General features: G+C 35.7%; 26 protein-coding genes. 25 read left to right on the forward strand and 1 reads right to left on the reverse strand.

Annotation, left to right across the window (positions count from 1 at the left end):
- Positions 1–3 precede the first annotated feature (3 nt).
- The 13 genes from BMS_RS00550 to BMS_RS16535 all read left to right on the forward strand — a co-directional run bounded on the left by BMS_RS00550 (position 4) and on the right by BMS_RS16535 (position 14697).
- Positions 4–1176, forward strand: a complete 1173-nt coding sequence (locus BMS_RS00550) for a class I SAM-dependent rRNA methyltransferase (RefSeq protein ID WP_014242837.1) — start codon at positions 4–6, stop codon at positions 1174–1176.
- An 8-nt stretch (positions 1177–1184) separates the two neighbouring features.
- On the forward strand, positions 1185–2132 hold the full coding sequence (locus BMS_RS00555) for an AAA family ATPase (RefSeq protein ID WP_014242838.1): 948 nt from the start codon (positions 1185–1187) through the stop codon (positions 2130–2132).
- Complete coding sequence (locus BMS_RS00560) at positions 2132–2974, forward strand: DUF58 domain-containing protein (RefSeq protein ID WP_014242839.1); 843 nt, start codon at positions 2132–2134, stop codon at positions 2972–2974. The genes BMS_RS00555 and BMS_RS00560 overlap by 1 nt, the downstream gene beginning before the upstream one ends.
- Positions 2971–3738: a hypothetical protein gene (locus tag BMS_RS00565; RefSeq protein WP_014242840.1), complete on the forward strand. Its 768-nt coding sequence runs from the start codon at positions 2971–2973 to the stop codon at positions 3736–3738. Before BMS_RS00560 ends, BMS_RS00565 begins: the two co-directional genes overlap by 4 nt.
- The gene (locus tag BMS_RS00570) at positions 3735–4724 is read left to right on the forward strand and encodes a VWA domain-containing protein (protein WP_014242841.1); all 990 of its coding nucleotides are present in this window, start codon (positions 3735–3737) and stop codon (positions 4722–4724) included. Before BMS_RS00565 ends, BMS_RS00570 begins: the two co-directional genes overlap by 4 nt.
- Positions 4721–6508, forward strand: a complete 1788-nt coding sequence (locus BMS_RS00575) for a VWA domain-containing protein (protein WP_014242842.1) — start codon at positions 4721–4723, stop codon at positions 6506–6508. Before BMS_RS00570 ends, BMS_RS00575 begins: the two co-directional genes overlap by 4 nt.
- Before the next feature lies 1 nt (position 6509).
- Positions 6510–8159 (forward strand): BatD family protein, encoded by a 1650-nt coding sequence (locus BMS_RS00580; protein WP_157868205.1) that lies wholly within the window; start codon positions 6510–6512, stop codon positions 8157–8159.
- Entirely contained in the window at positions 8159–9082 is a 924-nt protein-coding gene (locus BMS_RS00585) for a bifunctional riboflavin kinase/FAD synthetase (RefSeq protein WP_014242844.1), read from the forward strand. The genes BMS_RS00580 and BMS_RS00585 overlap by 1 nt, the downstream gene beginning before the upstream one ends.
- Positions 9076–9744, forward strand: a complete 669-nt coding sequence (locus BMS_RS00590; protein ID WP_014242845.1) for a shikimate dehydrogenase family protein — start codon at positions 9076–9078, stop codon at positions 9742–9744. Before BMS_RS00585 ends, BMS_RS00590 begins: the two co-directional genes overlap by 7 nt.
- 94 nt (positions 9745–9838) lie before the next feature.
- Positions 9839–11512: a type IV-A pilus assembly ATPase PilB gene (pilB, locus tag BMS_RS00595; protein ID WP_014242846.1), complete on the forward strand. Its 1674-nt coding sequence runs from the start codon at positions 9839–9841 to the stop codon at positions 11510–11512.
- A gap of 11 nt (positions 11513–11523) precedes the next feature.
- On the forward strand, positions 11524–12657 hold the full coding sequence (locus tag BMS_RS00600; RefSeq protein WP_014242847.1) for a type IV pilus twitching motility protein PilT: 1134 nt from the start codon (positions 11524–11526) through the stop codon (positions 12655–12657).
- A complete protein-coding gene (locus BMS_RS00605) occupies positions 12657–13877 on the forward strand; it encodes a type II secretion system F family protein (protein WP_014242848.1) in 1221 nt (406 codons plus the stop codon). The genes BMS_RS00600 and BMS_RS00605 overlap by 1 nt, the downstream gene beginning before the upstream one ends.
- 241 nt (positions 13878–14118) lie before the next feature.
- Positions 14119–14697 carry a type IV pilin protein gene (locus BMS_RS16535; RefSeq protein WP_014242849.1) on the forward strand — a complete coding sequence of 193 codons (579 nt, stop codon included), beginning with the start codon at positions 14119–14121 and terminating at the stop codon, positions 14695–14697.
- A gap of 25 nt (positions 14698–14722) precedes the next feature.
- Here BMS_RS16535 and BMS_RS00615 read toward each other — a convergent pair whose 3' ends face one another.
- Positions 14723–15532, reverse strand: coding sequence for a hypothetical protein (locus BMS_RS00615; RefSeq protein WP_014242850.1), 810 nt, complete (start codon positions 15530–15532; stop codon positions 14723–14725).
- Between the two features lie 26 nt (positions 15533–15558).
- Here BMS_RS00615 and BMS_RS00620 point away from each other — a divergent pair, with 26 nt between their 5' ends.
- From BMS_RS00620 to accB, 12 genes are all read left to right on the forward strand, one after another.
- Positions 15559–16461 carry an ABC transporter ATP-binding protein gene (locus BMS_RS00620; protein ID WP_014242851.1) on the forward strand — a complete coding sequence of 301 codons (903 nt, stop codon included), beginning with the start codon at positions 15559–15561 and terminating at the stop codon, positions 16459–16461.
- Positions 16458–17222 carry an ABC transporter permease gene (locus BMS_RS00625; protein WP_014242852.1) on the forward strand — a complete coding sequence of 255 codons (765 nt, stop codon included), beginning with the start codon at positions 16458–16460 and terminating at the stop codon, positions 17220–17222. Before BMS_RS00620 ends, BMS_RS00625 begins: the two co-directional genes overlap by 4 nt.
- Positions 17222–17989 (forward strand): prepilin peptidase, encoded by a 768-nt coding sequence (locus tag BMS_RS00630; RefSeq protein WP_044557139.1) that lies wholly within the window; start codon positions 17222–17224, stop codon positions 17987–17989. The genes BMS_RS00625 and BMS_RS00630 overlap by 1 nt, the downstream gene beginning before the upstream one ends.
- 83 nt (positions 17990–18072) lie before the next feature.
- Positions 18073–19176: a type IV pilus assembly protein PilM gene (pilM, locus tag BMS_RS00635; RefSeq protein ID WP_014242854.1), complete on the forward strand. Its 1104-nt coding sequence runs from the start codon at positions 18073–18075 to the stop codon at positions 19174–19176.
- Between the two features lies 1 nt (position 19177).
- Positions 19178–19789 carry a PilN domain-containing protein gene (locus BMS_RS00640; protein WP_014242855.1) on the forward strand — a complete coding sequence of 204 codons (612 nt, stop codon included), beginning with the start codon at positions 19178–19180 and terminating at the stop codon, positions 19787–19789.
- 9 nt (positions 19790–19798) lie between these two features.
- Positions 19799–20455: a type IV pilus inner membrane component PilO gene (locus tag BMS_RS00645; protein WP_014242856.1), complete on the forward strand. Its 657-nt coding sequence runs from the start codon at positions 19799–19801 to the stop codon at positions 20453–20455.
- A gap of 1 nt (position 20456) precedes the next feature.
- Positions 20457–20921, forward strand: a complete 465-nt coding sequence (locus tag BMS_RS00650) for a hypothetical protein (protein WP_014242857.1) — start codon at positions 20457–20459, stop codon at positions 20919–20921.
- 89 nt (positions 20922–21010) lie between these two features.
- Positions 21011–22840, forward strand: coding sequence for a type IV pilus secretin PilQ (locus BMS_RS00655; protein WP_014242858.1), 1830 nt, complete (start codon positions 21011–21013; stop codon positions 22838–22840).
- Positions 22841–22850: 10 nt separating this feature from the next.
- Positions 22851–23993, forward strand: a complete 1143-nt coding sequence (locus tag BMS_RS00660; RefSeq protein WP_014242859.1) for a tetratricopeptide repeat protein — start codon at positions 22851–22853, stop codon at positions 23991–23993.
- Positions 23994–24084: 91 nt separating this feature from the next.
- Complete coding sequence (locus BMS_RS00665; RefSeq protein ID WP_014242860.1) at positions 24085–24528, forward strand: type II 3-dehydroquinate dehydratase; 444 nt, start codon at positions 24085–24087, stop codon at positions 24526–24528.
- Between the two features lie 11 nt (positions 24529–24539).
- Positions 24540–25118, forward strand: coding sequence for an elongation factor P (gene efp / locus BMS_RS00670; protein ID WP_014242861.1), 579 nt, complete (start codon positions 24540–24542; stop codon positions 25116–25118).
- Positions 25119–25126: 8 nt separating this feature from the next.
- Positions 25127–25567, forward strand: coding sequence for an acetyl-CoA carboxylase biotin carboxyl carrier protein (gene accB, locus BMS_RS00675; protein WP_014242862.1), 441 nt, complete (start codon positions 25127–25129; stop codon positions 25565–25567).
- Positions 25568–25578: the final 11 nt, after the last annotated feature.

Raw genomic sequence — 25578 nt, forward strand, 5'->3', positions numbered from 1 at the left:
TGTGTGAGAGAAATTTCATTGAGAGAAGCTGCAGCTAGGCAGCTTTCTCAGTATTGTAGTTCTTTTTACGAAAGAGATATAGAAACAAGTATTCGTTCGTTTACTCCAGGGGAGTGGGTGATAGTAAAAGGTAAAAAGAGAGAGTTTATAGGCTTTATTAATCCATTGGTGACACAGGGGCCTTGCTTGAGAGTTGTCTGTGAGAAGAACTCTGAAAGAACGCCTTTGGAGATAGTCGAATACCTTTTATCAAAATCTCTAGCAAAGAGATCTAAGTATATAGATTATAAAAATTACCGTCTCTGTTATGGTGATTCAGACTTTCTACCAGGCTTAATTGTAGACGTTTTTCAAAATTATGTATTAATACAAATTAATACGGCTGGTTTAGATAAGTATAGATTAGAGATTAAAGATTTCTTGATTAAGAGCTATCCATCAAAAAAGGTCGTGCTCTTTGACAAGGCAGAATATCGAAAAAATGAGCTTTTGCCTGAGTATGAAGTTGAAGAAATTTCTGATGTAGAAATCCTGGAGAATGATTTTAAGTATTCTGTTTCAGCAAAAACTATTCAAAAAGTTGGGTACTACTTTGATCATAGAGAAAATCGACTTAAGCTAGAAAACTTCTTGAAGAGAATTGAATCCCTCGAAAGTGGTGTAGATTTGTTTTCATATGTGGGGAGCTGGGGGCTTCACCTCTTGAGAGGTGGAGTTGGAAAAGTTGAGTTTGTTGATCAGGCAGACATGCAGACGAATATAGAAAATAATTTAAAGTTAAATAATTTTGAAGGCCGTGGTTCATTTACACGCTCTGATGTTTTCTCATATCTTGAACAATGCCTTCAAAATAATAATAAGTTTGATATAATAGTTAGTGATCCTCCAGCGTTTAGTAAGAGTGAGCGAAATGTGAAGAAAGCTCTTGGCGGTTATGAGAAGCTACATACAAAGGCTCTAAAAGTCATAAAGGACAATGGTTATTATATCGCTGCAAGCTGTACTCACGGTGTTTCCCTCGAGGACTTAGATAGGACTGTATCTAACGCATCTTTAAATGTTGGAAAAACTTTGAGTTTATTAGACATTGGTGTTCAAGGATTTGACCACCCTTTCGAAAGTTTAAAAAGTAAAGCATTCTATATTAAGTATTTATTATATCAGGTTTGTGAATAAGGACGTTTATGAGCGCAATTAGAGAAAAAGCAATTAACGCTTTGGCGGAAGCAAAAAAAGTAATCTACGGTCAAGATAAAATGCTTGATTCAATCTTGGCTGCATTAGTCTGTGAAGGCCACTTATTAATAGAAGGTATGCCTGGACTAGGGAAAACAATGAGTGTCTCAACAATGAGTAAACTCTGTGATCTATCGTATAAGAGAATTCAGTTTACACCAGACTTATTGCCATCCGATTTAATAGGGACAATGATTTATTCCCAACAGAAAGAAGAATTTTCAACTAAGTTTGGGCCAATTTTTACACAGCTACTACTCGCTGATGAGATAAATAGATCACCTGCTAAGGTTCAGGCTGCACTCTTAGAGGCCATGGCCGAAAAGCAAGTTACTATTGGTGATAATACCCATAAACTTTCAAGTCCGTTTGTCGTTCTAGCGACTCAGAACCCAATAGACCAAGAGGGGACTTATCAATTACCAGAGGCACAGCTAGATAGATTTATGATGAAGCTAGAGGTGGATTACCCTGACTTTGAAGCTGAGAAAAGCATCTTGGGACAGAAAGGTAACTTCTTGGATGATATCGAGTCAGTGCTTACAACTGATGATATTCTCGCTATGAAAGAAGAAGTTGAATCAATTTATATTGATGAAAAGATAAAAGATCTCATCGTAAAAATAGTTCATTCAACTAGGCCAAGCAGCGATTGTTTTGACAAGAGATTTGAAGGAGCAATCTTGGCTGGAGCATCACCAAGGGCCTGTATCTGGTTATTTAAAATTAGTAAGTTTATAGCTTATATGGATAATAAGGACTTTGTCTCTCCAAGTCATGTTATGGAGATTGTTTCAGGAGTTCTTGGACATAGATTAATTCTAACATATGAAGCATCGATCGATAATCTGAAAGGAACAGATATCGCAAAGAGAATAGCTGAAAAGTTGATCTAATGAATTTAAAGAATGTAAGAGAGATTGTAGGAAGCATTAAGAGTTCTTTGTTTAAGAATTCGAATGGCTTTTCTATTGGAATGCTTAAGTCACACTTTAAGGGGAGCGGACTTCAGTTCAAAGAACATATGGTTTACTCTCATGGGGATGATATCAGATTTATTGATTGGAATCTGACAGCTAAAACTCAAAATACATTTGTAAAAACATTTGAAGAAGAAAGAAATGTTGAGATCGTGGTGGTGCTAGATTTATCTGCATCTATGTTTTTGGGATATAAAGGCATTTCCAAATTACAAGCGGCTATTGAGATATGTTGCTTGTTATTCTTACTTTCTAGTGAAACCAATGACTATGTTCAAGTGTTAATCTTGGGGGATAGCTTAACTTCCCTACCTAAAGCCAGCGGAGAAAAAGGGATAGCATTATTGGTTTCAAAGCTAGAAGAAATGAGTGTGCTCAATGATAGTGGGAAAGTAAATATTAATTATCCTTACGATTTTGAGATTAAAGATAGTGTGGATAAAGAAAAAGCGCTTAAGTATTTAAAGAGAAATAAGGAAGTAGTTATTCTTTCCGATTTCATAAACTTTCTTGATGCAGAACAGATGAAGAAGATAGCATTTCGAAAACATGTTCATTGCTTTAGAATAGTTGGCCCATTAGATGAGGCTCAAAAGCAAAATTATAGCCTTTTTACTAAAAACTCCGACGGTAGTGGGGTTTTGGCGGAAGTACAGAAAAAGAAGGTTGAAGATATTGAAGATATTCTTGGAAAAAGAGTAAAGAAATTGAATGTTAAAGATAGATACTTAGAGAGTTTCATAAAGGAGATGATGTGAGGTTAATCGTCTTATTGTGTACCTTCTTAATAAGTTACTCAGTATTTTCTTATGAAGTTAAAGGAATATTAAAAAACCTTGATCATAGCAATACAATACTTGAGGGCGAGAGCTTCAATGCTCAAATCAATATTTGGCCTATGGTCGAAGAAAACTTGAACAATGTTAAAGATGTACTTGTTGGAAAAACATTTCTAGATCATTTCTATATAGCCTCAGTTTCAAATATTAAATTTTCTGAGAATAATTCAGATGTAATTATTGTCTATGCCAAACTGGTCTTAACTACTGCATATCAAAACAAGAGTGTGTTTATCTGGACTTATAAAAGTCTTACTATTCCTTTTGAAATTGAAAATATTAATCCAGTAAAAAACGATCTAGAGAAAGACTTTATAATACTCTCTCAGGAATCGGGAGGCGACAAACTTAAGAGAATGTGGCCATACATAGTAATCGCACTCGTTGTCATTATTGTTATTACACCTTTAGCTATTCGCTATAGGAAGTTGAGAATTCTAAAAATGGAAAGACAGAGAGTAATTCTTTCTTGGAGAGAGAGATTTAAGAATGCTCAAACACGTACAGATATTGAGAATATTTATAAAACACGTGATGAATGGTTAAAGTTGATAGGAGGGGAAACGCCACCTATTCTTGAGTTTTTTCAAAAACTTGATTTAATTCAATATAAGAAAGAGTGGAGTGATATTGAAGAACATCAGGTTATGGAAGCTTATGATGATATAAGAGGAATATTTTGAAAGAAATTGAATTTGCTACATTATATAATTCTCTTTGGGGTGTTTTGGGGTTAATTGTTTGGACTCTATCCTTCTATTATATTTTCAAGAAACCAGAATTACTCCTACCAGCTTCGATGGTTAAGAATTCTAACTCGGCAAAAAGACTTCTTGTCTGGCTAGTTGGTGCTGTAGGTTGGTTACTTATTGCTTATTCTCTGACCCAACCAAGAAGTCCACAAGGTTTTGCAAAAAATAAGATAGAAGTGAACGATATTTTCTTTGTAATAGATGTCTCTAGATCAATGTTGGCAGACGATTTTCGACCAAATCGACTTGAAGTAGCTAAAGATAAGATCTCTGATTTCGTTGCTCTAAGGCCAACTGATCGTATTGGGCTAATAATGTTCTCAGAGAGAGCATTTACACTTCTTCCTTTAAGTACTGACTTAAAATTGATTAAACAAATGGTTGGAGAAATAAATGTAGGAGGAATGCTGGGTAGTGGTACTAATATCGGTGATGCTCTAGGGTTGGCTGTTGCAAGAGGTGCTCAATCTCTGGCCAAGAATAAAGTAATTATTCTACTTACAGATGGCGTTAGTAATGTAGGATTTCTAACTCCTATCCAAGCAGCAGAAGAGGCAAAGAAGCAAGGTATAAAAGTATATACTATTGGAATAGGCGGAAGGGGAGATGCAAAGATTCCATATGGTAAAAATATATTTGGTCGACAGCGCTATCAGAATATACCTGGCGGATCTATAGATTTTAAAACATTGAAAGAGATCGCAGATAAGACAAATGGTCAAACCTTTGAGGCGCAAGATGAAAAAGCCCTTGCTGAGGTATTGAGTGAGATTGAAAAATTGGAGAAATCTGAGATCGATTCGAGTGCTAAGATAATTTATAAAGAACTCTATCTTCGCTTCTTAGTTCCGGGAGTTATTGCAATACTCTTGGCAGCTGTCTCTAGAAAGTATCTCTTAAAAGAGGGGGGAGTATGAGTTTTGAATACCATCAATATCTTATTTTCATGATCCCGGCCCTGATTATTTATTTTTATATCTATCGAAAGAATGACTTGAAATTCTATCGATGGGTTGAGGATCACTGGTTCTTTAAACAAACATTTTCTAATAAAGTTAGTAGAGTGCTACTCTTTGTTGCGATGGCCACACTAGTCGTTGCTATGCTGGATCTTAGAGGGCCTGAAGAGAAAATAGATACATCAATTCCAGATCAGAAAACGATTATTCTAATAGATAAGTCTGCAAGTATGTTGGTTGAAGATGTTAGACCAAATAGATTTAAAAAAGCTGTAATGATGGCGCGACATTTTGTAAAAAGAGCTGCCGGTCACCAAATATCTATTATCGTTTTTTCCGATACTCATAAGAGGGTGGTTCCTTTTACAGATGATATCGATCTCTTAGACTCTATATTGGGAGGGTTACTTGAATTAGATATTAATGTAGGTGGTTCAGAGCTTTCTATGGCGATGAAAGAAGCCACTAATTACTTTGCATTGGACAATGAATATAAAGGTGGAAACTTACTTGTTTTCACTGATGGTGAAGAGCACGATAGTCTAGAGAACTTTAACTTAAGTGAAGATGTTAATCTTGCCGTTGTTGGAGTTGGTACATTAAATGGAGGGGCGATTCCGCTTAGAAGAAAAGGTGGAAGCTTCCTTGGATATAAGAAATTCAATGGTAAGGAGATCAACTCAAAGTTGAATGAAGTAAATATAAAGAGGTTTGTAAATAGAACGAAGAATTCAAAGTACTGGATATCGCTTTCCTATAGTTTGCCTACTGATGAAGTACTAGACTTCTTTAGGGCAAAGTTTCAGGCCAAGCTAAGCAAAGGTCAGTCTAGAATAAGACCCGTTCTTGCAAAGTGGTTAGTTATACCAGCTGTAATCATTTACTTTGTTTCGTATTTATTTTCATTGAGAAGATCTTTTACACCTCTTGCTCTGATTATTTTCTTTATAGCATATGGACCAAATTTGACGATGGCCGAGGAGAAAGTAAATCCAGCAGATATTAAGGCAGCACAATTACTTAATCAGATGAAAGATGGAACTTTAGATGAGAAGGCCAAGTTGAAAGTCGCAGAAGAATTATTGAGGCTTAATAAGGCTAAAGAATCGAGTACCATTTATCAAGAGACGTTGAAGAATATTGATAATTATTCAAATGAAACGGTTTTAAACATGGGAACTAGCTTACTTAAGTCTGGTCAGGTTGGTGAGGCCTTAAGTCTTTTTGATAAATTGAAAGAGAAGAATCGGTTGAATGAACAAGAGCAAAAAATAGTAGAAAATAATACATTGAGAGCAATTGTTCAGCAGAAACAAAAGAAACAACAGGAACAGCAAAAGAAAAAAGAAGAAGAAAATAAGAAGCAGGATAATAAAGATAAGAAGAAAGAAAATAAAGACAAGAATGAATCATCTGGAGACTCTGATCAGAAAAAGAACTCTAAAGATGGAAAATCCAAAGAAAATCAGAAACAAAATAAAAAGAAAGATGACAGTGATAAAGACAATGAAGATAAGAAAGATGAGAAAGATAAAAAGAAGAAAGATGAACAAGATAATAAGAATAGTGAACAAAAACCAAAGAATGTAAAAGATAAAGAAGAAGAGATTAAGAAAAAGAGAAAGATGGTGAAAGTTCCAGCTACTTTAAAGCAGTTAATGAACGATGATCGTGGATTACAGAAAAAGTTCTTAAAAACAAATATTGGTAAAGATGAAAGAACTGAAAAAAGAGATTGGTAATATGAAAAAGATATTAATATTTATATTCTTTATGATTTCAGCATTTACATTTGGCTCAGAAAAGGTTTCGGTATCGATGTCACCAGAGTCTCCAGTAATGAATGAGCCATTTGAATTAGTATTCAAAATAAAACTTCGTGGAGACGAGGAGCCATATATTTCCTTTGATCCAGGAGGAGCTTCTGTAACAGGAAGAAGCAACAGAGGCGTTTCGCTAAAAACAACAATCATTAATGGTAAGTTCACAACGCAAAAAGAAGTGACTTACGTCTATAATATTCTATCCACTCGTCGCGGAACTCTTTATATAAGAAATATAGAAGTTGATTTCGGAAATGGGCAAAAAGAGAAGCTTAAAGATTTAAGAATAAATGTACTTAGAGAGCCCCAGAGGCCAAAAGATATTTTTGTAATGGCGATTCCTTCAAAGGAGAAGGTTTATGTCGGAGAGGGGTTTGATGTCAATTACTACTTATATCAAAGAGTTAATGTTATAGGGAGTGAACTTGAGAAGTACCCAACCCTTGGTGACTTTCTAAAAAGGTTCCATATGGTCAATGAGACGATAGAAACAGTTCGCTACAAAGGTGAGTTATATAGAAGGTCTCTAAAGTATTCAGCTAGACTTTTTGCTCAAAAGGCTGGAGTCGCAAAATTAGATCCACTAAGAATGAAGGTTCAATACACAACAGGTCGATCGAGAGGCTCTTTTGGTATTGGTCTTCAGTTTGGACAGATAAGAACACGAAGCTTTCAAAGTGAAAGAGTAGAAGTTGAAGTTATACCACTTCCAACTGAGAATGTTCCTCCTTACTTCACTGGGCTTGTTGGTGAGCATACCTTCACACTTCAATTTCCAAGAACAAAGTATGTTGTGAATGAGGCCATTGAGGCAAAACTAGAAGTTCAAGGCGTAGGGGCCTTAGAGGCTTTTGAAGCGCCTAAGTTACTTCGTCATAAAGATTTAGAAGAATTTGATACTAAGGGTGAATTACAGCCAATTAATAAACAAGTACAAAAGAAGACTTTTGACTACACTTACTTGGCCAGAAGCTCTTTTAATATTGCTGCCCATTCAGAAAAAGTTGCATACTTTGATCCAGATAAGAAAGAGTATATTACTAAAGAGATTCAGATACCTGAGGTCTCTATTTCTGGAGGAGCCGTTAAAAGTAGTAGTTATACAAAGACTCCTATTGCTAATACAGGTGGAGGTCCAGCCGTTAACCCATCCATAAAACAGTCTGTCGGACTAATAGGGGTTGCCCTCGGTAAGAATAGAGTGAGTGGGAAATTAATAAGTATTGTAAATATTGTTCTACTTATTTTAGTCATCGCTCTTTGTATTAGTGTTTTATATGTAAAGAAGGAGCTATCTGATAAGCTCGAGTTATCAAATCAGATTATAAAGAAAGTTTCCAAGGGAAATATCTCATTTTCATTAATCTATTCCTTGCTCAATCTTCTTTCTGATGATTTAAATATGAGTGTAAAAGAGAAGATTATGAGCAGTAAGTTATCTGAGGCAGCTAAGAGCTACTTCTTGAGTCTTTTCGAATCTCTAGAGAGAGGAACGTTTAATAACGAAGCTATAAATAGTAAGAGTGTTAATAAGAAGTATTTAAGAGAGCTACAGCAGCTATTGAGATAATGAAGAAAATACAAAGTCTTAATGAAATTGAAAATAAAAGGTTTGCAGTTACAATTGGAAACTTTGATGGTGTTCATGTTGGGCACCAGTCTATTATTAAAGAGATTAAGGAGGTTTGCTCCCAAGAAGATTTAGCCTTTGTCTTAATCTCTTTTAATCCCCATCCATTAAGAATTTTAAATCCAAAAGAGAACTTTTTAATTAATACATATGATGAAAAAGAGGTCTTAATTTCAGAGTTGGGAGTTGATTACTTTTTAGAAATTCCTTTTGATAGAGACCTTTCTACAATGGAGCCGAGCCTCTTTTTAGATAACTATATTTTGGTAAATAAAAATATTCATTCTCTTTATATGGGACATGACTTTGCTTTTGGTGCCAATAAGGCCGGTAACTTTATTTTTGCTAAAGACTACTGTAAGGGTGTCAATGTTGAAAAGATGAAAAGGTTTAATCCTAATGAGGAGACCGTTTCATCATCAGTTGTCCGAAAGTTAATTGAAAGCGGGGATGTTGATAAAGTAAGAGATCTTCTTGGAAGAAATTTCTTCTTAACGGGAAATATCGTTAAGGGTGCTGGAAGAGGAAAACAGATCGGCTTCCCGACAGCAAATATATCTTATAACTCTGAAAGAATAACTCCTAAGGTAGGAGTTTATATTACGACTGTAGAGATAAGAGGGATGGTTTATTTCTCTATAACCAATATCGGATTTAATCCTACGTTTGTAGATGAGGGAAAGAAAACGGTTGAAACAAATATTTTTGACTTTGATGAGGATATTTATGGAGAAGACCTTAAGGTCTCATTCATAAAAAGAATTCGAGATGAGAAGAAATTCAATAGTGTGAACGAGCTCGTAGATCAAATTAAAAGTGATGTAGACGAGGCCAAAAAATACTTTAAAGAAGAGTCATGTTAAAACTAGCTTTAATTGGTAAGGGGATCTCCCATAGTAAGTCTCAGGAAATGTACGAGAAGATACTTGGAAGAAGTATTAAGTACTCTTTACTCGATTATGAAGCTGCAGAGAAAATTCCTAAATTACAAAGTTTATTTGAGAGCATTGAAGGTCTTAGTATAACCTCTCCATATAAAGAGCATTTCATAAAAGAAGTTACTTTAAATGAGGAAGTAGAGCTTCTTGGCGCAATAAATTGTATCGCCAGAAGAGGGGATAAATACTTTGGTACTAATACTGATTATTTGGCAGTGGACTCTTTAATAAAGAAGAACTTTCTTAAAAAGAATATAGTTATTCTCGGCAATGGAGTAATGGCTAGAATTACTATTACTGTACTGAAAAAGTTGGATATTAAATTTAGACAATTCTCTAGAAAGTTAGACGGTGATTTAAATCATATTTCACTTGAGGATGAAAACTTACTTGTAATTAACACATGTTCGCGCAGTTTTCATTTTAATAATCAGTTAAGTGATGATGCTATTTTCTGGGACTATAATTACGCTTTCCCTGCTCATATCGAGTATTTCAAGGGGAAGAGATACGAATATATTGATGGCCTTGAGATGCTTGAGTTGCAAGCAAAGTTTGCATTAGAGTTTTGGAATATACCCGAGTAGATTCGTGGGGCAATTCTAACCTATTAAAATTCTTTAAATAGTTTTTAGATAAATCCGATAATATATATATAAGTACTTTTAATTACGGATTTTTATGTTTAGGAAAGAATTTGCAGACGTGATTGGCAAAACGGGAATGATCCCGATTAAAGATTTGCGTCCTCTTCTTTTAGATAAAAACCCATCGAAGGTTTCTGAGTTAGGCCTTCTTTCTCTCTCATTCTTTGATGACATAAAATTCGCAAAACAAGTAGCTGAAAACTACAACCTAACTTTCATTGATTTATCAAAAGCAAAGATTCCAGATAAAACAATCAAGCTAATTAGAAAGACTGATGTTTTAAAGTATCGAGTTCTACCAATACAAAAGACAGCTAAGGCAGTAAGTCTTGCTGTTTATGACCCTTCAGTTGTTGCACTTAAGACAGAACTACAAACATTGTTTCAGCATCCGGTAGAATTCATTTTAACGAATATTGGTTCGTGGGCAAAAATATTTGAAAGAGTTACAGAATCTATTGATGAGCTTCTTGAAACAATTAAAGAAGTAAAGCCTACAGATCAAAAAGAAGAAGCTGTTAATGAAGAAGATATCGGTGAAGATGTAATTAGATTTGTTAATAGAATCTTAGCCGATGCGTATGTTCGAAAAGCATCAGATATTCATATTGAACCCTATGAGAATAACTTTAGGGTTAGATTTAGAGTTGATGGTACTTTGATGGAGGTCGCGAAACCACCTAAGAACTTGATGGCGCCTATGACTTCGAGAATGAAAATCATGGCCCAGATGGATATTTCTGAAAAGAGAAAGCCACAAGATGGTAGGATTAAGCTTTCGGTTGGTGGTAAGCCAATTGATTATAGAGTTTCAAGTTTACCAACTCTCTTTGGAGAAAAGATTGTTCTAAGACTTCTTGATCAATCTAACCTCCAGTTGGATATGACAAAACTTGGTTTTGAACCACAGCAATTGAAAATTTTTAAAGAAGGTATTCATCAACCTTATGGAATGTGTCTTGTTACAGGTCCTACGGGATCAGGTAAGACAACGACACTATACTCTGCACTCGCTGAGCTGAATGTTGTGGGGAATAATATCTCTACAGCAGAAGATCCTGTTGAATTCAACCTAGAGGGGATTAATCAGGTTAACGTAAAGAAAGAAGTAGGTTTAACATTTCCTTTCGCTCTTAAGGCCTTCCTTAGGCAGGATCCAGATATTATCATGGTTGGGGAGATTAGGGATTTAGAAGTTGGTGAGATCGCAGTTGAGGCGGCCCTTACTGGTCACATGGTTTTATCAACTCTGCATACGAATGATGCGCCATCAACAGTAACCAGATTGCTTAATATGGGGATTGAGCCTTTCCTTGTAACGGAGGCCTTAAATGTTGTCGTTGCTCAAAGACTTTGTAGAAGAATTTGTTCTTCATGCAAAGAGATAGATACAAAAGTTACAAAAGAAGAAATTATATCTTGTGGGATTGCACCCAGCTCTGCTGAGAAGATTAAAATCTATAAGGGTAAGGGATGCGATATGTGCAATGGAACTGGATATAAAGGAAGGGTTGCCATTTATGAAGTGATGGATCTCTCCCCAAGAGTTAAAGAATTAATTTTAAAGCATGCTTCATCTGATGAAATAAAGAAGCAGGCAATTAAAGATGGAATGAAAACACTTAGAATGTGTGCACTGACTAAAGTTGCCAAGGGTGAAACAACACTTGAAGAGGCAGTTAATAATTCAAGTGCAGATAAGTTTTGATGGAGTAATAAATGTGTAGTGATGAAACTAAAGCAGACAAAACCTTTACGAAAACCAAGAAGGCAGGCGCTGAGAATGTAAAGATTCAACAGCTCTTTAAATTGATGGTTGAGAGTGGTGGATCAGATCTACATCTAACCGTTGGGACGCCTCCTGGACTTCGAGTTAATGGAGAAATCGTTAGAGTTAAAATACCTGCGTTAACAGCAGTGGATACTAAGAGATTAATTTATCAAATCCTGACAGAAGAGCAGAAGAATGAATTAGAAAAGAATCTTGAGCTAGACTTCTCTTTTGGTATCAAAGGCTTGGCTAGATTTAGATCAAATGTCTTCTATTCAAAAGGTGGTGTTGCCGCTGTTTTTAGACAGATTCCTAGTATTATTCCAGATTTCAAGGCCCTTCGGTTACCTAATGTTCTCCTAGAGATGACAGACGTATCGAATGGATTGATTCTTGTTACAGGACCTACTGGTTCAGGTAAGTCAACTACACTGGCCGCTCTTATTGATAGGTTAAATGAAAATGAATCAGGACATATTATAACGCTAGAGGATCCAGTGGAATTTGTTCACCCTCACAAGAGTTGTATTGTAAATCAACGTGAAATTGGAACGGACTCTTTAAACTTTAAAAGTGCGATGAAGTCACTTCTAAGACAGGATCCTGATATCGTACTGGTTGGGGAGATGAGAGATGTTGAGACAATTGAAGCTGCTTTAACGATTGCAGAAACGGGTCACCTTGTCTTTGGAACTCTTCACACGAATAGTTGTGTGCAAACAATTAATAGAATTATAAATGTTTTTCCAGCTGACCATCAAGACCAGGTTAGAACGCTCTTAAGTTTCGTACTTCAAGGCGTGATTTCCCAGCAGCTTCTCCCAAAATCATTTGAGCCGGGGAGATGTTTAGGTATGGAGGTTCTTGTTCCAACTCCTGCGATTAGAAACCTTATTCGAGAAGATAAAATTCACCAAGTTTATTCTCAGATGCAGATTGGTCAAGATAAGACAGGAATGATGACCATGAACCAAACAATTAAGAAGCACGTTGATGCTGGTTTAATTGATACTGATACGGCCATGAGTTATTCAACAAACCCAGAAGAACTAGCGAAGCAATTGGGAGTTAAGGGTAGATAATGGCCAATTGGAGATACGAAGGTTTAAATAAAGAAGGAAAGAGAGTATCGGGGACAATTGTTGCTACCTCAGAAAAAGAGGTGCGTCGAATCTTACGTAATGAAAAGATACGTGCTCGTAAAATTATACCTCCATCAATTTTAGAATTTGATCTCGGCGATTGGATGGTTGAAAAAGGTTTTGCAGCACCATTTGGAGCAAAGGATCTTGCCAACTTTACAAAGCAATTATCTATTATGATAAATGCAGGTGTACCAATCCTTCAGGCCTTAGAAATTATTTTTAAATCAGAAAAGCAACCAACCTTAAAAAAGTCAGTTAAAAATATTGCTAGAGATGTAGGCGAGGGACAAACTATTGCCGAAGCGATGGAGAAGCAAAAAGGTTTTAATAAACTCTATTGTAATCTAGTGAAAGCGGGTGAAGCAGGGGGGATTCTAGATGAAATTCTGGAGAAGCTCTCTGTGCACTTGGAAAAGCAAGAAAAAACAAAGGCACAAGTGAAGTCTGCAATGATGTATCCATTCATTGTTACGCTTGTTGGTTTTGGTGTTATTTGGGGGATGATGGTTTTTGTGGTTCCTCAATTTGTTGGGATGCTGGCAGATACGGGGCAAGAGCCTCCTTGGATTACTCAAATGGTTATTGATACTTCAGAGTTTCTTGGCCTTCACTCATTAAAAATGCTTGGGGTACTATTTGTTCTTGGAGTAATTGTTAATAGCTTTATCAAGACTCCTTCTGGAAAGGTTGTTTTCGATTCGCTTACGATGAAGATGCCAATCTTTGGAATGATTATTATTAAAGGTAACTTAAGTACTTTCTCTAGAACGCTTGCCACAATGCTGAGCTCTGGCGTTTCTCTAATTGATTCCTTAGATATTTGTATTGAAACGATTGATAATGGTGTGATTGCTAATGATGTAAAAGTGATCAGAAAAGAAGTTGTGCAAGGTAAGACTCTTACAGAGCCATTAATGAAGATTGAGTACTTTCCGGATATGGTTTCTCAGATGATTAAAGTTGGAGAGCAGACTGGGCAGATAGATCAAATGCTTGAGAAGGTCTCCGATGTCTTTGAGGATGAGGTTAATACCCTAGTTGAGGGGATGACCAAGATGATAGAGCCAATTATTATTGTCGTTCTCGGTGGTATCATTGCCTGTATTTTAGTGGCCATGTATTTACCAATGTTTATGAGTGCCGGAGGTGCGGACTAAATAGTTGAAATATAATAATTTTTTTGGAAAGAAAAAAAGTTTTTCCTAAAGTTAATATTAATTTAAACGATGTTATAATTATAAATAAGAGTTGTAGGAACTTAATATTGTCTCAAGGTTTGATTCTAAATATCCGACCAGTAAGAACAAGTTAAGTTAGTACAGTGAATATTTACTTCTCTCAATGGAGTAAAATAACTAACTACCGATCTTAATTCGGTACTAAAAGGAAGGAGGCTTTATGAAAAGCTTTAAAAACGAAGAAGGTTTCACACTTGTGGAGCTGATGGTGGTTGTTGCGATCATTGGTATTTTATCAGCGGTTGCGATTCCAAACTTTAAAAAGTATCAAGCAAAAACAAAGACCTCAGAAGCAAAGCTTCAGTTGTCTTCAATCTACTCAGCTGAAACTGCTCTTCAGTCTGACTTTGATGCCTACGCATCTTGTTTAACAGATGCAGGGTACTTACCTCCAAAGGGTGGTAACTACTATGCAGTAGGTTTCCCAGATTCAGATACAGGTGGAATTTCTACAGTTACTTCAAACGGTGGTACTTGTACTGGTGGTGCTGGTAATACTGGTGGTCCTTCAAATAAGACGGTTGCTGGTAAGAGTGCCGCTGATGGCGATCTCGGATTTACAATTGTTAAGACAACTGCTGGTTTATCGCAATCTTCGAACTCTGTTGAAGCTGACGGACTAGGATTTGTCGCTGGTGCTGTTGGTTATATCGATTCAGATAAGGCCAAGGCAAACGTTGCTGATATTTGGGCAATCGATGAAAACAAGAACCTTGTTCATGATGTAATTGGTTACTAGATTAAATTTAAAATTAAAAAAGTAATTAGGGAGAGGACTTAGTCCTCTCCTTTTTTTTCTTAGGACGAAACTTCTTCCACTCTCTTTGCGCTCTATAGCTTCCTTCTCGTAAGAGATAATCCTCACCAAAGAGGTCTTGCGCTTGGCAACCTTCTTTTATTGTATTCAAACATTTTAGATCTATCTCTGCTTTTAATCCGTAGAGGTCTTCTCTAAGTCTATCCTTAAGCTTTCCATCAGGAGTATTGTTATAGTGATTCGTAAGAATAATCAAAGCCTCTTCTAGGCCTCCACTCTCTGCCTGTATTCTACCAACTAGTGAAGGAAGGTATTTTGAATGGGCCATCGCTTCAGGAGACTCAAGAGCAATCTTATATTTTTTTAGCGCAGCTTCTTTATCTTGGAGTTCAAAGTAATCATTGAAGGCACCATTATAATTTAGACGAAAATCACGAGGGTAATATTTAAGACCTAGATTGTATATATCGGCAGCACCTTCAACATCATCTTTTATAACTGAAAGATATAGTCCTCCATATATATAGTTTTCATAGAATAGAGGTTCTAAAGATGAAATAGTGTTGAAGCGGTAGTACATCCATGAATTGCCATCTTCAACTCGCTCAATATCACTTTCAAGCATTGTGTGAATCCATAGTAAGTTTGATAGCATTCTCTTTTGTCCGATCGAAAAAATATTAACTAAGGACTTATTTAGATTTAAGCTTTGCTCTTCTTTAGAAACTTTCAAATTTGGAAGATTAATATTTGCTTTTAGAAAGTTTGAAATAACTAAGAATATAGGTATGATTAATATAATAATAATTTTCTTCATAGAATTATTTTAAACGCGGTATTGAAATGTTTGAAGTAAAAGATATAAAAAAAAGTTATAAGTCTGACTTTTGGGCAGCTCCTGTTGAAGTTCTTAAGGATGTTAGCTTTTCAATTGGAAAAGGCCAGGTTGTTGGCTTCTTGGGAGCCAATGGGGCAGGGAAGACTACATTGATTAAAATTATGATGGGCTTTACTAATTCAAATAGTGGTTCTGTTCACTTCTTTGACGGAAGGTCATTTCAGTCTATATCAAGTAAAGTGGGATATTTGCCAGAAAGGCCATACTTCTACCCTCATCTCTCTGGACGGGAGATGGTTGAGTTTATGGGAGGACTTTGTAATTTATCTGAGAATCAGATTGAAAAAGGAATCGAGAGGTATGCTCATAGATTGAAAATACACTTTGCTCTTGAGAGGAAAATAAAAGGATATTCCAAGGGGATGCTACAAAGATTAGGAATGCTCTGTACACTACTTCATAATCCAGAGTTGGTAATATTAGATGAGCCTCTCTCGGGATTAGATCCTCAAGGAAGAAAGGATATTAAAGATCTTCTACTTGAACTCTCTTCAGAGGGAAAAACAATCTTCTTCTCAAGCCATATTGTCTCTGATGTTGAAGAAGTTTGTGAGAAAGTCGTTGTTTTAGATAAAGGGATTGTTGTTTACGACGGAGATATAAGTGAACTAATCCAAGAAAATAGTCGATCAGAGTACCTTATTACTGTTGATAAAAAAGTATATGAACAAGATCGAGATGACTTTAAATATGTCGAAATAGGGAGTCATTTAACTTATTCAGTAGGTGAAGCACTTAAGAATGATTTTATTAAGAATTGCTTAGAGAGTGATATAAATATTTTGAAACTGACTAAGAATAGCCCAACACTAGAAGAGGTCGTCTATAAAACGGGTAGGTCAATTTGAAGTCATTAACGGTAGCAAAATATACTTTTTCAGAGTTTGTTCAAAGTAAGATTCTCTACAATGTCTTCTTTCTCTCTCTCGGACTTCTACTTATGACATATGTGGCAAGTGAATTTACTTATGGGGTGCCAAATAAAGTAGCGCTCGATTTTGGCCTTGGTGCTTCTAGTATCTCAACTCTCTTGATTTCTATTTTTCTCGGTGCGAACTTAATTGTGAGAGAAGTAGAAAATAGAACCCTCTATATGATTATCTCGAGACCGATTTCAAGAGTAGAGTTTATGCTCGGAAAGATTATTGGCTTAATCGGAATTGTATTTATAAATACGCTCATTCTAGGAGGGGTTTCACTCTCACTTTACTTCTTCATGGGAGGAGCATGGAATTCACTCATTCCTTTTGCATTCTTCTTTATAATTTTAGAGTCAATTATTGTTCTCTTAATTGTGATTCTTTTCTCTCTCGTAACTAATACAATTTTAGCAGTTGTGAATACGATTGTTGTTTATACGACTAGCTATGCTATCTTTGAGGTGGGGAAAACAACTTTTGCTAATAACAATCTATTCTTTAAGAAAATGATAGCTATTGGAAATTATCTTCTACCAAGTCTATCTAACTTTAATATTAAGGACTACATACTCTATGAAAAGATTATATCTTATCCGAGTTTGAGTTATGGAGTTATCTATGGAGTAAGTTACATTTTATTTTTACTCTTTATTTGTATTTTAATTTTTAACCAGAAGAATTTAGATTGATGTCATTATATATAGTATTCTTTATTTTTGGAGCGATGATAGGCAGCTTCCTTAATGCTGTTATTTATAGACTGCCTAGAAAGATTAATATTGCTCATCCCAGGTCTCATTGTACTAAATGTAAAAAACTTATTTATTGGTATGAGAATATTCCAATACTCAGCTATATTTTCTTAAGAGGAAAGTGCTCAAAGTGTAAGGAGCCATATAGTATTCAGTATCCTTTAGTTGAGCTCTTTATAGGTTTAGTTTCAATTTTTCTGATGCCAAGGTCGCTAGACTCTATGTCTATAATGTACTTCTTCCTTTACTTTGGAATCTTTTGTGCACTATTTTGCCATTTTTTAATTGATGTTAAGCACCAGATACTGCCAGACTCTATCAATATATATTTAGGATTGAGCTTTCTCTGTATATCACTTTTAAAGAACCCTCCAGTATTCTATCTTTCGGGTGCAGCAATCGGTTTTCTCTTTCCCTATCTCGTTACCTTGGCCTTTTATCACCTAAAGGGTCAGCAAGGGCTTGGCGGAGGAGATATTAAACTCTTCGCTGTTTTAGGAATTATTCTTGGTCCTGTTGGAATAATTAATAATATTTTTCTGAGTTGTTTCTTTGGAGCACTATTTAGCTTAGTGATGATGGCCCTTGGAAAAATGTCTCGGACTACGAAGTTAGCATTCGGTCCATTTATTATTATTGTTGCGGTGTTTCAGGTTTATTTTCCTACATTATTTAAACAATTTTCCTCATTGTGGAGCATTTAGTTTTAAACTGCGCAGTAATTACTTGAATTCAATAGTTTTAATGCGTTATAATTTAATGGCATTGGAAGCATCGAGGAAATTTTTTGGATTCAAAAAAAGTTATTAATGATTTAATTTCTCAAGTTAAAGAAGTACTTAAGCTTGGACCAAGTGGGTACCTTGGTATTGATATAGGACTAAGCTCTGTGAAAGTCGCTCAACTTGAGGGAAGTGAAGACTCGGGCTTTAAACTGATAGCTTATGGTTCACAGCCTCTTCCGGAAGGGGCCATCATTGAAGATGATATCCAAAAAGAAGAAGAAATTATTGAAGCGATTAAAGAAGCGATTAAGAATGCTGGAATATCTTCTGTAAATGCTGTTTTCGGCTTGGCCGGACCAAATACTGTGGCCAGAAAGTTACAACTTGCTGGAGGTTCCGAAGAAGAGATTGAAGATCAGGTTTCTTGGGAAGTTGAACAGTATATTCCTTTCAGTGTCGAAACTTCTAAGGTCTCCTTTCATATCATAGGTGAGAATGAGGGTGGTGGTGTTGACGTTATCGTTGCTGCTGCTAAGGGTGAAGTTGTTGAGTCCTACAAAGAACTTCTCGAGAAAGCAGACTTAAAGCCTAAGATTTTTGACCTTGGTCTACTCGCTGTAGTGAATGTGTTTGAGCTTGTATATGCAGAAAAGCTAGAAGACCCTAACGAGTCTTGGATCCTCATGGATCTAGGAGCACAAAAAACAGAATTTATAATCTATAAAAATAATAAAGTTATGTTCACCAAAGAAATTATGATTGGTGGAGTTATTATAACGGAAGAAATTCAAAGACAAATGGGTGTTAATTACTATGAAGCTGAGGATTTAAAAAATCACGGTGATGAAAATGGAAATTTACCAGAAGAAATACTAGAGATTATAGATAGTGTTGTTGAAAGCTTCTTTGCAGAAATTAAGAAAACAGTAGATTTTTATATCAGTTCAACATCAGATGAGTCTTTTGTTGAATGTGTATTAACAGGCGGAAGTTCTTTAATACCAGGGTTAACTGAGGGTCTTGAGGCCCTACTTGGTATTAGTGTTAGTATCATGAACCCGTTCGAAGTCATTAGCTTTGATGAAAAGAAAATCAAAGAAGAGCAGTTAAATGAGATTGCTTACAGAGGTGCGAGTGTTCTAGGTCTTGCTATGAGGTCTACGTAATATGATTAAGATTAACCTACTGGAGCAGAAAAAACCGTTTAAGATGCCTGTCGTCCTAGGGATAGACCTTGGGGATCTAAACTGGAAGGCCTTAATAGCAGTAGGTATATTGAGTTATATTCCAGACTTCTTTGTCTACCCAAGCTGGGAAGAAGAAATGAAAAATCTTCAATCTCAAATTACTGTACTTCAAAATAATAGTAGAAAGCTTCAGCGAGATTTGAAGAAGAACTCTGGTGTAAAAGAGAGACTTGCGGCTTTTAATAAGCAAGTAGAGAAGTTGCAAAAAAGGTCAGTTCAAGTTGATTTAATCTTGAAAGAGAAGAGAAATCCAAATCAAATAATGGAAAAAATCGCTAGAAAATTACCTAGTGATATGTGGTTTAGCACCTTTCTAATTGATGAAGATAAATCAATTACGATCAAAGGGGGAGGAATTCACTATAAGAGTATTGGTGACTTTCTCTCTAGTGTAAATAGTGCAGGCTTTTTCGATCAACCTTTAAGTTTAACAGAATCAAAAACTGTTGAAGAGGGAAGAAACGGAGAATATAGGGTCCAGATTTTCACCATAAAAGGTAGGATTGATAAGTTCGATCCTTGGGCGCAGTAAGGAAATAAGTTGAAAGGTTTAGTATCAAAAATACATATTTTCATTTTCTTGTATCTCGCCTTCGGAGTATTTACAAAGTGGCAGGAACACTCAGAGAAATTGAGTCAAATGGAGATGCAAATACCTGCTGTTACCGCCAAAATAAATAAGAGTAAGCGTGAGAAAAAACAGATAACTGCGTATTTAAAGGACGTTGAGGCAGCAAAAGAGAGAATCGAATTAGTTGCTCAGGAAGTTGAAAAAATTCAAAGAAAACTCCCCGATGTGGTTGATGACACGAAGAATCTATCACTTTTAAAAAATCTTGCAGAGAAGCTAAATATCAGAAGTATTTACCTTACTCCTCTAGATGAAATTACAAAGGGTTTCTATATCGCGAAGAGGTATAGCCTTAAAGCTTCCGGAACTTTTCTTCAATTTCTAATGCTAATGGAGCAAATTGGAAGTACTCAAACAATTTTAAATGTGAAGAGGATTTCACTAGAGAATCAACAGGAAAAGCAAAGAGGAAGGTTTCAAATTATTGATGCCGACATTATAATAGAAACATATCGATATAACTCCAACTATAAAGAAAGTAGAGGAATTGAGGATATTGAAAAGAACCTCGCTGAGCAGGCTAAGCCTAAGAGAGGAAAAAAGAAATCAAGGATAAAGAAGAAGTAAAATGAAAGTATTTTTTATTGCGATTATATTTTTTTCTATGAATTCATTTGCTGTAAATGGAAAGGGGCCTGAGTTTATAGAGGAGAACTCAGCAATTAAAAACCCTCTGGAACTTAGAGATCCTTTTAAAAGAGAGCTTAGAAGAAAGAGAACTGGAAAGAGAGAATATCCAGGTTCAAAAACGGTTTTCACAAATATTCAAACTATAGATAATACCCCTCTAGATAGAATTAAGATTACGGGAATTTTAATTGGTAATGAGCGTAGAGCTGTCGCAAAAACAGTTGATGAGACGGGTAAAGAAAGTGATCAGGCTTACATATTAAAAGAAGGGATGAAGCTTGGTGAAAATAGTGCGGAAATTAAAGCGATCCTTCCGGGTGGGATTGTATTAGTTGAGAAAATTCGTAATGTTTACGATCAAGATGAATACCTAGAAACAATAATTCCTGTCGCAAGTGATTAAAAAAATTAACACGCACTTTTTTCCTGTGTTATAATTTAAGAGATATATAGTTTCTAATATGGAAACATTTACCTTAGGAAGAGGTTATAATGAAGTTAAGAAGTTTTCTTTTTAAACTCGTATTGGTCAATTTACTTTTATCTAGTGGCGTGTGGGCCACAACTCTAGAGCAAATAAATTTTAAATTAAAAGATGAAGTTGCAAGACTTGAGCTGAAGTTTGATGGTAATGAGGCGCAGGCGAAGAAGTTCCACGTAACTGAAGACAAGCAAATTATTATTGATTTAAAAGATGTTCAAGCAACAGATAGAGTGATGAGAGCATTTGATACTTCGGAGTTTAGTGGAAGTATTGTTTTTGTATCAGCTTATAGAAAATCTGCTAATCCAAATGACTTGCGAATTGCAATCCAGCTTAGAGATAACGTAAGAAGTTTACTAAAGAGAGAGCCAAATAAAATCGTAATCGAAGTTGAGAGTAGATTTGGTGTTTTTTCACAGAGATCACTTGAAGAAACTAAAACTTATGATGAAAAAATTACTATCGAAGAAAGAGCGGTAGGGAAACTAAGTATTCCAAAATCAGACAGTGTAGAAGATATTCTTGAGAATTTAACTCTCTCAGGAAGAAAGAAGTATATTGGAAAGAAGATCACTTTCAATATTAAAGATCTCGCTGTCGCAGATATCTTGAATATGATCGCCGATGCTTCTGGATTTAATATTATTTTAACAGATGAAGTAAAAGGTCTTCCACCTTTATCATTAAACTTGACAAATATTCCTTGGGATCAAGCCCTTGATACTATTCTTGGTCTTAATAAATTAGTTGCAAAGAAGAATGGTGTCATTCTAATGATAACAACTTTTGAGAAAGCTGCTGAAGAGCAGAAGAAGGCCATTGAACAAAAGAAACTTACTGAAAAAGAAGTTCCTCTTGTAACTAAAGTATTCCCAATTTCATATGCTACTACGAAAGAGCTTATTGAAGTTCTTAATAATTACATTACAGAGAGAGGGACATTGAATGAAGATGTTAGAACGAACTCTCTAATAGTTAAAGATACAGCGGATACAATTGAGAGAATTAAAAAAATTGTAGATGTTCTAGATACTCAGACGCCACAAGTTTTAATTGAATCAAAGATTGTTGAGGTTAATGAAAATTATAGAAAAGAGATTGGTCTGCAAAATGGTGTTAACTTTGGTTACGATCCAATTGGGCAGATTGGAAGTGCTAATCCTACTGTAGTTGGGTCAGACGTGTTGCCAGGTACAAATGCTGGTCCTGGTTTCTCTTTTAGTTCTGCTCCTTCTTCGGGTGATGGGGCAAGATCGCTCTTTGGATTAACTGTTACGAGATTTAATAGATTATTAAATCTATCCTTTACGCTTCAATTATTAGAAACAGAATCAAAGGGTAAGATTGTAGCGAGTCCAAAAGTTATCACTCAAAATAAGAAAAAAGCAGTGATCTCAACGAAAGAGACAACATCATTTTCGAAGTCACTTTCAACAAATGGACAAGCTCAAGAAATTACATTTGAAGAAGCCGAAGCAAGTTTAAGTTTAGAGGTTACGCCTCAGGTTACAAATGAAGGTTCAATTTCCTTAGAACTCGATCTACTCAAGCAGCAATTTGGTACGAGACCATCTGCGGCTGCACCACCAGATAAGCAAGAGAGAAGAGTTACCACAAACGTTTTAGTCGATAATGGATCGACAATTGTAATCGGTGGTGTGTATAACTATGAGAAGAGAGAGTCTCACTCTGGTGTACCGTTCTTAAAAGATATTCCACTTGTTGGTTGGTTATTTAGAACACCGTATGCTCCAGAAGTGATTAAGCAGGAACTTCTAATTTTCTTGACTCCAAGAATTGTGAATCAAGAAGAAGCTGGGATTATTGAGAACTCATAAGGGCGAGTAAGTGCAAAAAAGTCAAATCTTAGATAAGTATTTATCAGCATTGGAGAAGGATCCAAAATCTAGGGTCTTTGCTCCACTTGCCGAATACTATAGAAAGAGTGGACTTCTCTCTCAAGCAATTGAGACTTTAAATCAAGGGATAAAACACAATCCTGACTATGTCTTGGGTCACCTAGGTTTAGCATTTTGTTATTATGAAAATGGCGATGCGAAGAGATCATATGATATTCTAAGACCATTGATTGATACAAATAGAGATAATCTTAGAATGTTGAGGCTCTATTCTGATGCTTGCCTTGAGTTATCTAAAAATGAAGAAGCTCTCGAGACATTGAAGTACCTACTCTTTGTTAATCCTAAGGATAAAGAAGCGGCCGAGAAAATTAAGCTGATTGAAAATGATAATAAGAAATTTGGACCTATCAAATTCAACCTTGAAGATCTAATTTCACCTGAAGAAGAGTCTCAAGCTGAAGCTGAGGTAATTCAATTTAATGTTGATGAGCTAGACACTAGTCTCTCAAAAGAAAAAAGTATTGATGAGTGGACGAAGTTAGATTTATCTAATGAAAAAGATAGTGAAGATAGCTTAGATACATGGTCTATGAACCAAAAACCAATACTGAAAGAAGAAGCTTCTGTCTCGCCAGTGAGTGAAGTGGAAGCGGAGCGCGAGTTTAGAGTAGAAAAGGTAAAAGTTGAGCAACCTCAATCTAGCTCTCCGGTAATCACCCATACATTAGTAGATCTCTACTGCAACCAAGGTTACCTAGATAAGGCTAAAGACTTATTAGAGAAGATCTTGGAGCTAAACCCTGGAGATCTTAAGACAAAGTTGAAACTTCAAGAAGTTGATCGAGTCTTAAATGAGTCTTTTGTAGATGATGAACCACAAGATTTTGAAGAAGAGGGAGCTGTTGAAGTTTTTGCTGAGCCTAGTAAAGTGGACTCACCTAAAGAGTCAGATGGACGCGATAACTTAATGAATCTCTTTGATCAAAAATTTAATAATAATACTCCAGAAAAAATCATTGAAGAGCCATCGAACGATTCAGCTTTAGAAGAATTTAAAAAAGTTGAAGCAAAGTTATGGGAATTTCATAAGGCCTTAGAAGCTAGGGCCAAAACCATCTTATCCCGTTAATACAACGTCATAAGCCTTTACAACCTGCCTTTGGATTGATATTTTGACGCATTATTTAAAATCGTAAATTTAAGTATTTGAGGCTAGTTCTATGACTAGAAAGTTTATGATCATTAATGGACCCAATTTAAATCTTTTAGGCACAAGAGAGCCTGAGGTTTATGGTTCAGACAATCTCAGTGATATTGAAAAGTATACTAATGAGCAATTAAAGCTACTATGGAATGAGCCAGTAGAATTAGATTGGTACCAGTCTAATATTGAAGGTGAAATCGTAAACAAAGTTCAAGAATTATTGAAAAGCGATTACGAGGCCTTAATAATTAATCCTGCCGCTTATTCTCACACTTCAGTAGCTATCTTAGATGCATTAAAAACATTAAATATTCCTGTAATAGAAGTTCATTTGAGCAATACACATCTTCGTGATGCGTTTCGTCAGCAAAAGTTGACGGCCAAAAGTTCGACTATCATAATGGAGGGGCTTGGGAAGAGGGCCTATCTCTTAGGAATACTTTCACAATTAATAAAATAGAGGATTAAAAAATGGCACGTGAGTTACAAACTACAGAATTAAAAAAAGGCGTAAGGTTAGAATTAGAAAATAAGCCATACCAAATTATGAAAGCTGATTTCACTAACCCAGGTAAGGGTTCAGCATTTACAATTTGTAAGTTAAAGAATCTTGAGACAGGCGCTGTTTTTGATAGAACTTTTAAGTCGGGTGTAGCAACAGGCGTTTTTGAGCCAGACTTGGAACTTTTAATTGTAGAATACATGTACTCAGATCCAGATGGGTTTAACTTCATGGATCAAACGACGTACGAAACAATTCATGTAACAACTGAACAAGTTGGAGAGGCAGCCGGTTACTTACAAGAAGGAATTAAATTAGATTTATTATTTTATAAAGGAAATCCAATCGCGATTGATTTACCAAACTTTGTCGTGTTGAAAATTGCCGAGACTGATCCAGGTCTTAAGGGTGATACAGCTCAAGGTGGAACGAAAGTAGCAATTATGGAGACAGGTCTTCAGGTTAAGGTTCCGCTTTTTATTAAAGAGGGTGAGATCATTAAGATTGACACCAGAACTGGTGACTATATTGAAAGGGCAAAAGAATAGGATTAATTATGGATTTTAAAGAATTAGAAAAGTTTATTGCAATTGCTAAAGAAGCAGGCGCAAGTGAGTTAAAGTATCAAAGTGAAGATAAGAAGTTTGGAATTTCATTTCCTGTAGCAGGAGCAACTCCAGTTGCTGCGACAGTAATGGCCCCACAGGTTCAAGCGGCACCAGCCCAAGTAGCTACTCAAGCATCTTCTGCTAACAGTGGTCTAGTTGATGTAACTTGTCCATTTGTTGGTACATTCTATAGAAGTCCTTCTCCAGAAGCTTCTGTATATGTGAAAGTTGGAGATAGAGTTTCTAAAGGTCAGGTTCTTTGTATTGTTGAAGCAATGAAGATCATGAATGAAATTGAATCAGATGTAGATGGTGAAATTGTAGAAATTTGTGTGGAAAATGAAACTTACGTAGAGTTTGGACAAGTTTTATTTAAAGTAAAACCATAACAACGAGTAGG

Source organism: Halobacteriovorax marinus SJ, assembly GCF_000210915.2.
Taxonomy (GTDB): domain Bacteria; phylum Bdellovibrionota; class Bacteriovoracia; order Bacteriovoracales; family Bacteriovoracaceae; genus Halobacteriovorax; species Halobacteriovorax marinus.

What these genes read in the sequence shown, in the direction of transcription:
- BMS_RS00580 (WP_157868205.1), top strand. Translation starts at nt 6,510, where the DNA reads ATGAAAAAGATATTAATATTTATATTCTTTATGATTTCAGCATTTACA.
- BMS_RS00640 (WP_014242855.1), top strand. Translation starts at nt 19,178, where the DNA reads ATGATTAAGATTAACCTACTGGAGCAGAAAAAACCGTTTAAGATGCCT.
- BMS_RS00630 (WP_044557139.1), top strand. Translation starts at nt 17,222, where the DNA reads ATGTCATTATATATAGTATTCTTTATTTTTGGAGCGATGATAGGCAGC.
- BMS_RS00560 (WP_014242839.1), top strand. Translation starts at nt 2,132, where the DNA reads ATGAATTTAAAGAATGTAAGAGAGATTGTAGGAAGCATTAAGAGTTCT.
- BMS_RS00585 (WP_014242844.1), top strand. Translation starts at nt 8,159, where the DNA reads ATGAAGAAAATACAAAGTCTTAATGAAATTGAAAATAAAAGGTTTGCA.
- BMS_RS00650 (WP_014242857.1), top strand. Translation starts at nt 20,457, where the DNA reads ATGAAAGTATTTTTTATTGCGATTATATTTTTTTCTATGAATTCATTT.
- BMS_RS00620 (WP_014242851.1), top strand. Translation starts at nt 15,559, where the DNA reads ATGTTTGAAGTAAAAGATATAAAAAAAAGTTATAAGTCTGACTTTTGG.
- BMS_RS00655 (WP_014242858.1), top strand. Translation starts at nt 21,011, where the DNA reads ATGAAGTTAAGAAGTTTTCTTTTTAAACTCGTATTGGTCAATTTACTT.
- pilB (WP_014242846.1), top strand. Translation starts at nt 9,839, where the DNA reads ATGTTTAGGAAAGAATTTGCAGACGTGATTGGCAAAACGGGAATGATC.
- BMS_RS00665 (WP_014242860.1), top strand. Translation starts at nt 24,085, where the DNA reads ATGACTAGAAAGTTTATGATCATTAATGGACCCAATTTAAATCTTTTA.
- BMS_RS16535 (WP_014242849.1), top strand. Translation starts at nt 14,119, where the DNA reads ATGAAAAGCTTTAAAAACGAAGAAGGTTTCACACTTGTGGAGCTGATG.
- BMS_RS00575 (WP_014242842.1), top strand. Translation starts at nt 4,721, where the DNA reads ATGAGTTTTGAATACCATCAATATCTTATTTTCATGATCCCGGCCCTG.
- accB (WP_014242862.1), top strand. Translation starts at nt 25,127, where the DNA reads ATGGATTTTAAAGAATTAGAAAAGTTTATTGCAATTGCTAAAGAAGCA.
- BMS_RS00615 (WP_014242850.1), bottom strand. Translation starts at nt 15,532, where the DNA reads ATGAAGAAAATTATTATTATATTAATCATACCTATATTCTTAGTTATT.
- BMS_RS00605 (WP_014242848.1), top strand. Translation starts at nt 12,657, where the DNA reads ATGGCCAATTGGAGATACGAAGGTTTAAATAAAGAAGGAAAGAGAGTA.
- efp (WP_014242861.1), top strand. Translation starts at nt 24,540, where the DNA reads ATGGCACGTGAGTTACAAACTACAGAATTAAAAAAAGGCGTAAGGTTA.
- BMS_RS00555 (WP_014242838.1), top strand. Translation starts at nt 1,185, where the DNA reads ATGAGCGCAATTAGAGAAAAAGCAATTAACGCTTTGGCGGAAGCAAAA.
- BMS_RS00600 (WP_014242847.1), top strand. Translation starts at nt 11,524, where the DNA reads ATGTGTAGTGATGAAACTAAAGCAGACAAAACCTTTACGAAAACCAAG.
- BMS_RS00590 (WP_014242845.1), top strand. Translation starts at nt 9,076, where the DNA reads ATGTTAAAACTAGCTTTAATTGGTAAGGGGATCTCCCATAGTAAGTCT.